Source organism: Flavobacterium caeni, from assembly GCF_900101895.1.
Classification (GTDB): domain Bacteria; phylum Bacteroidota; class Bacteroidia; order Flavobacteriales; family Flavobacteriaceae; genus Flavobacterium; species Flavobacterium caeni.
Genome location: NZ_FMVF01000007.1, coordinates 208,546 through 217,656, shown reverse-complemented (window position 1 = coordinate 217,656; position 9,111 = coordinate 208,546). Strand labels below are relative to the sequence as shown.

Annotated in this window: 2 protein-coding genes and 1 pseudogene; 1 reads left to right on the top strand and 2 read right to left on the bottom strand. The window is 55.0% G+C overall.

Features of this window, described 5'->3' with window-relative positions; all coding sequences use genetic code 11:
- The coding region (locus tag BLP55_RS08875) for a YDG domain-containing protein (protein WP_170826825.1) at positions 1-4,226 on the bottom strand (4,226 nt) is incomplete at its 3' end.
- 176 nt (positions 4,227-4,402) lie between these two features.
- Complete coding sequence (locus BLP55_RS08870; RefSeq protein WP_091142160.1) at positions 4,403-7,738, bottom strand: hypothetical protein; 3,336 nt, start codon at positions 7,736-7,738, stop codon at positions 4,403-4,405.
- A gap of 282 nt (positions 7,739-8,020) precedes the next feature.
- On the opposite strand from BLP55_RS08870, the pseudogene BLP55_RS16990 reads away from it, so the two are divergent.
- Positions 8,021-9,111: pseudogene (locus BLP55_RS16990) on the top strand (hypothetical protein); the annotation flags it as partial.

Below are 9,111 nucleotides of genomic sequence, written 5' to 3'. Positions count from 1 at the left end.
GTCGTCGTGACCGTACCGGTCTCGTCGATCGTGCCGTCGCAATCGTCGTCTACGCCGTTGTAAGGGATATCGGCAGCACCTGGGTTGATGGCCGCGATTTGGTCGTCGCAATCACCTTCTTCGGCCGCATAACCAGTCGGCGGTGTGTTGGCATCGACCGCACAAACCATCACAGCTTCTCCTGTTCCATAACCGTCGCCATCGGCATCGGTATAAAAAGGAAACAGCTCGTTGATGCCGATGAAGGCAACGGCGCTAAAAGCTTCGGCGCATCCACCGTTGGACACCACCGCACGGTAATAAGTACCAGTAGCAACATTGATGGCATTGTAGGTCGTCGAAGTATGGGCTATCGGTGTCAGATTTTCGGTAAAATCGGCGGTGGTTGACGACTCCCAACGAACCACGACGCCGCGTTGTCCTGAAAGGGTAAGCGTCGTGTTGTTGGCACCCGCACAAACAGCGGTGCCGCCATCAACCGTACCGCCCAATGATCCAGGGAGTACCTGCACGGTCACGTTTTGCGCAGCATAGCAAGTTCCTGCCGCCACCTGGTACACATAAACCACATTGATTGCACTGGCTGTCGTGTTGACCAACGTTTCGGCAATCGCACCATCCTGTGGCGAGGTTACCGCCGGATTGTCGATTCCTGTCACGGCCGCTCTGGTCCAGGAGAATGAAGCACCCGAAGCCGCAGAGGTCGGCTGGTAGTCGAATTGCGATCCGCTGCAAGCCGTTGCCGAAGTACTGCTCGACAAGCCGGCCGCTACCGTCACGGCAAGATTCAAGTCGTCGATACGCCAGTTGGCCGTACCCGATGCCGGAGAACCCGTACCGTTGTATCCGTAGATGCGGTACGTGACCTGAGTTCCCGGATTGCCCGACGTTGCAGTCAACGACGGTGTATGGGCGCTCCAGGTCGAATTGGCCGACATGAATGCCGATGCCAGGTTTGTCGCATAGTTGTCAAGACTTGAACGGATCGCATAGGCCTGCGGACCGGTCCCTGTGGAACGCGACCCGAAGTTGATCCCGGTCAATCGGGCGGTGTAGCCCGTGGCTGGTGTCAAGCTGAATTCAAAGTATGCCGACGTGGCAAGGCTCAGCGCACCCGTCCTGGCGGCGGCTCCTGCATTGTTCCCGCCCGATGCCCCGGCATTGTTCGACGCGCTGGTCGACGTAATCAGGGTGGTCGAGCCGTTGTTGTTGCCTTGCGAAAGTGCCGAAACGCTCAGGTTGGCCACCGCCGCGCTCGATGGGCTGGCGGTATTGAAGTTCCAGGTGACGGTACTCGGCGCGCAAGGGCCCGCAGTGATACTGGCCGTAATGCCCGGTTGGGTCAAGCTGTAGTTCGGTGCTTTAGTGCCCGTTAAAGCAAGCGTCACCGCAATGTTGTTGCCAATGGCCGATGAGGCAAAAGTCGCAACGTTGGAAACGCTGACCTGCCCTTCATCGGTTGGCTCTACGCCCGAAAGAACGCCTGTATCAGAAAGCGTTGCCGCCGTAGTTCCATCATAAGGTTTAGCATTGGCGACAGCACCCGATACCGTCACAGACTTGGCCGTGATATCGGCCGTCAAGCCCGCAGCGCCCTCGAGTGTGTAATTTTGAGCACCCGTTCCAGAAAGTGTAAATCCAGCTATCGTGACGGGTTTGTTCACACCCACACTGGCGTTGTTGAATGTAGCCGATGGGCTGCCGCCAAGCGTCACGTCTTCGGCATTAATCACCCCTTCGAGCGTACCCGAACCGTTTAATGTAGCCGCATCGGTCGCGTCATAGATTTTGTCTTCTACCGACAATCCCGAAATGGTCAAGACCAGCGGAGTAATGTCGGCCGAAAGCCCCGCGGGTTGTGTAAACGAGTAGTTGCCCGCTTGCGCGCCGTCCAGTGCAAGTGTCACGGTCACGGCAATGTCCTGCGCTGCATTGGCATCGGCAAACTGTCCGTTGCCCGAAAGCGTGACGTCGTCGCCTGCTACGTTACCAGAGAACGTAATGTTGCTCAGCGTTGCCGCGGTCGAGCCGTCATACGGTTTGTCGTTGGCGACAACCGAATCGATGGTAAGGGTCTTTGCCGTGATATCGGCAGACAAATCGGTTGGCTGCGTGAGCGTGTAGTTGGCTATGTCGTTGCCCTGGAGCGAGAAACTCGCATTGACCGGCACGTCGGTGCCTACATTGACCGACGAAAACGCCGCGGTGAAAATAAGGGTTACATCTTCTGAACCGACCACGCCTTCGAGATCGGCCGAAAGCGAAACGGCATCGGTCCCGTCGTAAATTTTGTCCGACACGATCAGGTTGGCAATGGTGAGTTCTTTGGGCAAGACATTCAAGGTTTGCGATACCGGAATGGCCATGTCATAGGTCGAATCGCCCGATTGCATCGCGGTGATGATGGTAGATCCCACGCCTACAACAGTAACGGTGTGTCCAGAAACCGTCGCGATGTTCTCATCAGAGCTGGCATAGGTCACCGCCAATGCAGAACTTGCCGTAGCGTCGAGGTTAAAATTGGCGTCGCCGTAATAGGCGTCGGCCAATGGATTGAAGGTAATTTCCTGCGGAAGCAATGCCTCGGCAGAAATCGTCGCAAAAAGTCCGGTAGGTTGTACCAGTTCGTAGTTGGCAATATCGCCTGTCAAAAACGACACTGATTCGACCGGGATTTCGGTGCCCACGTTCGGCGATTCGAAAATCCCTACCCCGTTGAAGATCACTTCATCGGGCGCAATGACGCCGTCGAGCGTACCGGTAATCACCGCATCGGTGTTGCCGTCGTATACTTTGTTGAGCGCCAGCGCACCTACTACGGTAAGCTGTTTTGGCGTGATGTCGGCAGCAAGCCCAGTGGGTTGCACCAGGTTGTAGTTGGCGATATCGGCGCCTACCAGGAAAGCTTCTGATATCGCAGGAATGCCCGTCCCTGCAAACGGAAATTCAAAACTGGCCAAGGCCGAAAGCACCACATCGTCTGGCGATATCACGCCGTTTAACGTACCGATGAGTGTGGCCGAAGTATTGCCGTCGTAAGGTTTGTTCGCGACGGCCGCACCGGCAATCGTAAGGTCTTTTGGCGTGATGCTGGCCGACAACCCGACGGGCTGCGTTAGCGTGTAACTCGATGCCTTGGTACCCGACAACGTCAGTGCCGCCGTGACCGGCTTGTTATCGCCTACGTTAAAATCGTCGAAATTGCCGCCGCCTGTCACCGTGATCTCGTCGGTTCCAACCAAGCCTTGGGCTATGGCGCCCGTAATGTTGGCCGATGTGGAACGGTCGTACGATTTGTCGGATGCAACTGCGCCAGTAGCCGTGATGGTTTTAGGGTTTACCGTAAGCGCACGCACGACATTTGTGGCAGGGTTAAAACCGGCGTTTCCAGCTTGCGACGCTGTAATGTTCGTCGATCCGGCTCCTACGATCGTGATCGTATTACCCGAAATTTGCGCAACATTCGTATTGGAGCTGGCGAACGACACGGTAAGTCCCGATGTCGAAGTCGCCGAAAGCAGGTAGGGGGCAACGCCATAGGTTTGCGAAGTCAATGCATTGAAAGTGATCGTTTGGTTTTGCGGGCCGCCCGAACCGCTGGCCTGAAGGCTAAAGTCGTCGATCGAAACCCCGTTGTCCGAACTGCCTTGGTCGGTGGTGACCCATTGGATCCCGAAGGTTTGTCCGTTGGCGATGCTCAACCCCGACAACGTAAACGATGCAACCGCCGTGGTGGTCACCGAGCCGCTTGTTCCCGAAGCCGACCCGACAAAATCTTTCCCGTTCAGCGTGGCATTCGATGCCAAGGCGCCGGTTCCCGTACAATCCCAACCACTGGTGTTGGCGTAGCGCCATTGCTCGTAATTCCACGAAATCACGAGTTGGGTGATCGTACTGCCCGTATTGTTGGTGAAACTGACCGCGTAGGTGTAGTTGTTAGAAGACGATCGGAGCGCGCCAAGCGAGTAATCCGATCCGCTGCCGAACGCATAAAATCCGCCGGTGTTTGATGTTCCTGTTCCCTGTCCGCGGTAGTTGGTTGCTCCCAACATCGTCCAGCCGGTTGGCAAAGCCGCCGGTCCTGACCCGTTGTAGGAGTTAAAATTGTCGGTCTTCGTATACGGCAAACTGCCTATACTTACCTGCGCCCAGGAAATCCCTGTGGCAAAAAAAAGCAGCAACAGCCACAAGGTGCCGAGGTGCTTTCGAGCTAAAGTTAAATTCATTGGTTGTAATTTAAAAAAGTTTTGAGGCATAAAATTATCCGCTTACGACTTAAATACAGGAAAGAAATGGTTATCAGATAGTTAATTATGAAAAGAAAATGTTAGCTGGCGGTTAACAAAAAAGCAACCCGTTTTGGGTTGCCTTGGTGTGATGATCCTATGAAAAGGACATGCCGTCAGTGGACGATCTTTCGGTGGGCGATTTCGCCGCTTTCGGTTGTCACCTGTACGAGCAAGACCTGGCGTGCGGCGGGGAGATCGATGGCCGTTTGCGTCGCATTGACACGGTCTTTGCCAGCCAGCAAACGTCCGCGAACGTCGAATACCTTGACGTCTTGTATTTTTTGCGGGCCCGAATGAACCAACACCTGATCGGCTTGCGTATACACCACAAGCCCGTCTTTCGATGTTTGTTTGACCGTACCGAGTGCAACATCGGTGAAGCGCAACACAAAACGCGTGTCGAACGTACCAACTTGTGTCGCAAACCCATAAGCGCCTTGCTTTAGATTGTGGACGATGCCCAGCAACAAATCCTCTACATAAATCTCGCGATCGGCAAACGCCTCGTCGAACTGCGCCAAATCGATTTTAAAATTGCCCGCCACGTTGGTGCGGTATCCCATTGGGATGCGGTGCGAAGCGTCAAACGGCAAGGCACGTCCCTGAATGGTCAGTTTGGTTTGGTCGATCAGCGAATAAAAGGCCACCGGATTGCCCGCTTCGATCAGTTCGGCGTCGAACCCCGCGTCGATCCCGTCGGTCGCGTTTTCGATGTAACCCACAAGCGCTTGCTTGTAGGCCCCGTTGGCGTTCTTGAGTTCGAGCCAGACACGCTCTTTTTGACGCGTTTGTGTCCTGAAAAACTGTCCGTTGCTTCCCCCCACGCGCATGCTGTTCTTGAAAATGGCCGAACCGCTCGCGAGCCCCTTGACCATAAACCCTTGGCCCGCCGCAATGTAACCGTTCGGAATGTTGTTGTTGATGCCCGTCGCAACAGCCGCCGCAGTTCCCGTACCGCCTGTGTAGTTGTACGTCGCATAGTCATTGGCCGCATACTCATAGTTGAGGATGGGCGAATTGTGCGTCCACAAATAAATCGATGTGCCGGTGCCAATGGCCGCCCCATTGTCGGGATCGGACATGAACGCATCGGCATCGAGCGCACTCGGATACGGGTTGCCGAGCAAATTCAAATTGTTGGCGCCCGTCACAGTAATTGATACGGGATAATCGCCGTTGTTTGGAACTCCCGTAAACACGCCTTCAAAAATGTCGGTCGATGCAATAGCGAACGTTTGCGGCGCGCGGATGATATAGCCCTTCCCGACTTCCATCGGCGTGATGCCCGGTGTCGTAATGAGTTCCCAATTGTAGATGGTCGGATTCCACCAGAAATATTTGTCGGACAGGGTCAGGGGCGAAAAGCTCGCCAAAATCTGCATTTCGACAGGCGAAGACCAATAGGTATAGTCGTAGCGCAAAACCGGTGTCGTGTTGCGTTTGTACTGGATGTTGCCCGTGTTGGCCACATCGTTGATTTGTACCAGGCTGGCGTTGTTTTCAAAAGTCATCGTGCCCCCGGTCACATACAGTCCGTCCTGCAACGTGAGCGTGTGATCGGTATCGAACACCACATTCCCCGCCAGTATCGTGGCCGAACACGCTTCGAGGTCGCCCGCCGAAAGGTAATCGGCGGCAAAAATGGCCGTCACCGAAGCATCGGGAGGTCCGTCGGTCCAGGTGCCGTTCCAGGTGGTCGATTTGATTTCTACTTCGACGGGCGCGGTCGGCAATTCGGAACAACCCGAATTTTGCACAAACGCGCGGAAATACGTGGTTTGGGTAATCGTACCCATAAGTGCCCCGGTTAAAGTCGTCGATGTACTGGCGATGCCCTGTACGCCCGTCGTAAACCCCGCGTCGAGCGCTTTTTGCCAGCGCACCACCAATCCCGATTGCCCCGAAAGCGTCAAATCACCCGGCGTACTTCCGGCGCAAATGATTTGGTTGTCGGTCACCGTCCCGGCAACAGTCGGCGGTGTTACGACAAAGGCACCCGTGGCGTTCACACTTTTGACACTCGTACAACTGTTGGTAACCACAACATAGTAATACAACGTCCCGATGGTGGTCGAAAAAGGCAGGTAGGTAGCGGTTCTCGAACCATTGGCCTGGTGTGCGGCGCTGGTAAGCGGTGTTCCGCCCGTGGTCGAATTGGTCGTGTTGCTGTACCATTGATAGGTGAGCGTGCCCGACCCGCTCGCGACGATCGAAACCACACCAAACGGCGCCCCTTGACAAACGGTTTGCGTTGCCGTAGACGGTTGCGTCGTGATCAAAGGCGCGGTGTTGCGCGTAAACGTTCGTACGGCGCTGGTTTGGGGGCAGCCGTTGGCGTTGGTATAGGTATAGGTGAACGTTGTCGTTGGGCCGCTGTAGGGGTTCGGGATGCTATAGGTACCGCCTGCTGGGCTTCCGCCTGTGAGGGTCACGGCGCCTGTCGCGCAGGTCGTGATGTTGTTGGCCGATACTGTCGGAAGCGGATGGACCGTAATGACCGCGTTGCCCGAATTGCCCGTGCCCGCTATCCCGTTGGCATCGGTAACCGAAACAATCGAATAGGTGCGCGTCGAACCCGGATTCACCGAAATATTGGTATTGCTGATGTAGTTGTTGACGGCAAAATTCGAAGTGCCGTCGGTGTAAACCAGCGTATACGGGCTGGCTCCTCCGGTGATGTTGACGCGGATGTTGACCGGCGTTCCCGCACAAGTTGCCGTAGTTCCTGACATGACCGACGGATTCGGGCCCGGCATCAACGTACCCGAAATCGTCACGTTGTCGAAACGCCATGTCCCCGCCGGGTTCGCAACAGACCCCGGACTGAGGCATTGCCTGAACTGGCCTGTAGATTGGTAATGCGCCGCCACGATACGTACGCCAAAATTCGGGTTGTTGTTCACCGCGGTGAGCGCCGAAAGGTTGACGCTGATGCGGCGGTACTGCTCGCCCACCGTGTTGGTCTCGAAGCAACCGTTGGCGTTGATCGAGCCGTTGCAAAACGATGTGTTGCCCGTAGTCATCGTAAAGTTATTCCACGTCGAACCGTTGGTGGTATACTGCAAACGCAGGGTATTGGCCGCCGTGTTCGACCAGCGCTGGTCCCAGGTCACGATAATGTTTCCGTAGGTTGCCGTACTGGCATTGAACTGTACGCCGTTGCCCTCGTTGACCGACCCCGGGTCGAATCCTTCGAGCGCCCAGGCGTTGGCGCCGTTTTGCGTCCCGCACCCCGTACCTGCCATACCGGTTCTGAGCATTAGCCCTATCGCGCCGCCACCCAGGTTCACGACGTTCGAAGACCCGGTTCCTATGTTGGCCGTTGGACTGGCCAGCGCACCTTGTTGCGGTTCGTAATTCCAAACCGCGATTTGTGCTTTCAAGGGGTTGCCCATCAACAGCAAGGCAACACCCAATGCTTTGAAAATGAGTTGTAATACTGACTTCATGTGTTCTTGTTTTGATCGACGACAAAGCTAGGTTGGCAATGTTATGACAATGAGGAAGTTGCATTAATTGATGGTTATTGAATTGTAAACATGTTGTTGGTCGGATTTTAGAAACAGTTGGTCGATTACTCCTTGTCAACAAATGCTTCGCAAGACCAATATTTTGCGCTTAGGCCCGATTTTCCGCAAAAAGCGCCATTTTGAAAATAACGATTTGATAATTTCCCGGTACCCGAGAATTTAAACAACACCGCTAACTTTCGCCGGTTTAAAAAAATTGAAATGAAAAAAGCGATGTTGCTCAAATGGGCTTTGTGTCTTGGCCTTTATTTTACGGTCTTACAATCGAGTTTCGGTCAGTGTTTCGAAATAGAAAGCATCCTGGTCGATGCCTGTGGCGGGCAAGAAGGCCTCAACGAAATGGTGCGGTTCAAGGTGGGCAACGCTCCGCTCAACACCGCAACGCTGATGGTCGACTGGCCTAACAACCCATGGCAAGGACTTGTTCAAAACGGGACCACGGCGGCCAGCGTCGCCACGCTCAACGGCGATATCCTCGACGCAGGCGGATGTGGCCAACTGATTGAACCCACAAGCGGGATACTGCCGGCCAACGCAACAGTCATACTGATCACGAGCTTTAATTTTGATACGGCGCTCAATTCGTTCGGCGCCCTGACCGAAGACATGTACGTCTTGTTCCAGAACAATCCTTCGACAGGCTCAGGCCATTTCGCGAATTCTGGCAGCGGATTGCGCACGCTGATCATTTCTTTTGGAAGTTGTTCCGATACAGTCACCTACGACCGTTCCCTGCTCATCGACACCGCAGGGGCTACCGTTCCGGCCGATGGCGCCACGGTACTTTTCAATGCTGCGGGAACACCAACTTACATCAACAACGGTTGCTCGGCGCCCGTCCCTCCTTTTACGGTCGATGCCGGACCTGCTACCTTAAGTGGATGCGCGGGTGCGACATTAAACTTGTCGGGGGCAGCGCAAGGCCAACAATTGGTACAATGGTCGGCGACTTCGGGAAGCTTCTCCAATACCGATACACTCAACACGGTTTATACGATTCCAAACGCGGGCCCGATCACGCTGACGTTGACGGCCACCAATGCGTGCGGCGCGACCATTACCGACCAAATCACGGTAAGTATCGGCAACAGCATCGTCCCTGATTTTGCGACCGCGCTTTCGCTGTGTACTGGAACGACGGCACCCATGTTGAACACGACTTCGCCCAACGGCATCACCGGAACGTGGAATCCATCGGCAATCAACAATACCGCGAGCGGAAGCTACGTCTTTACGCCGAATGCAGGGCAATGCGCAACGCCAATAACCCTTAACGTGACCGTATCGTCGGG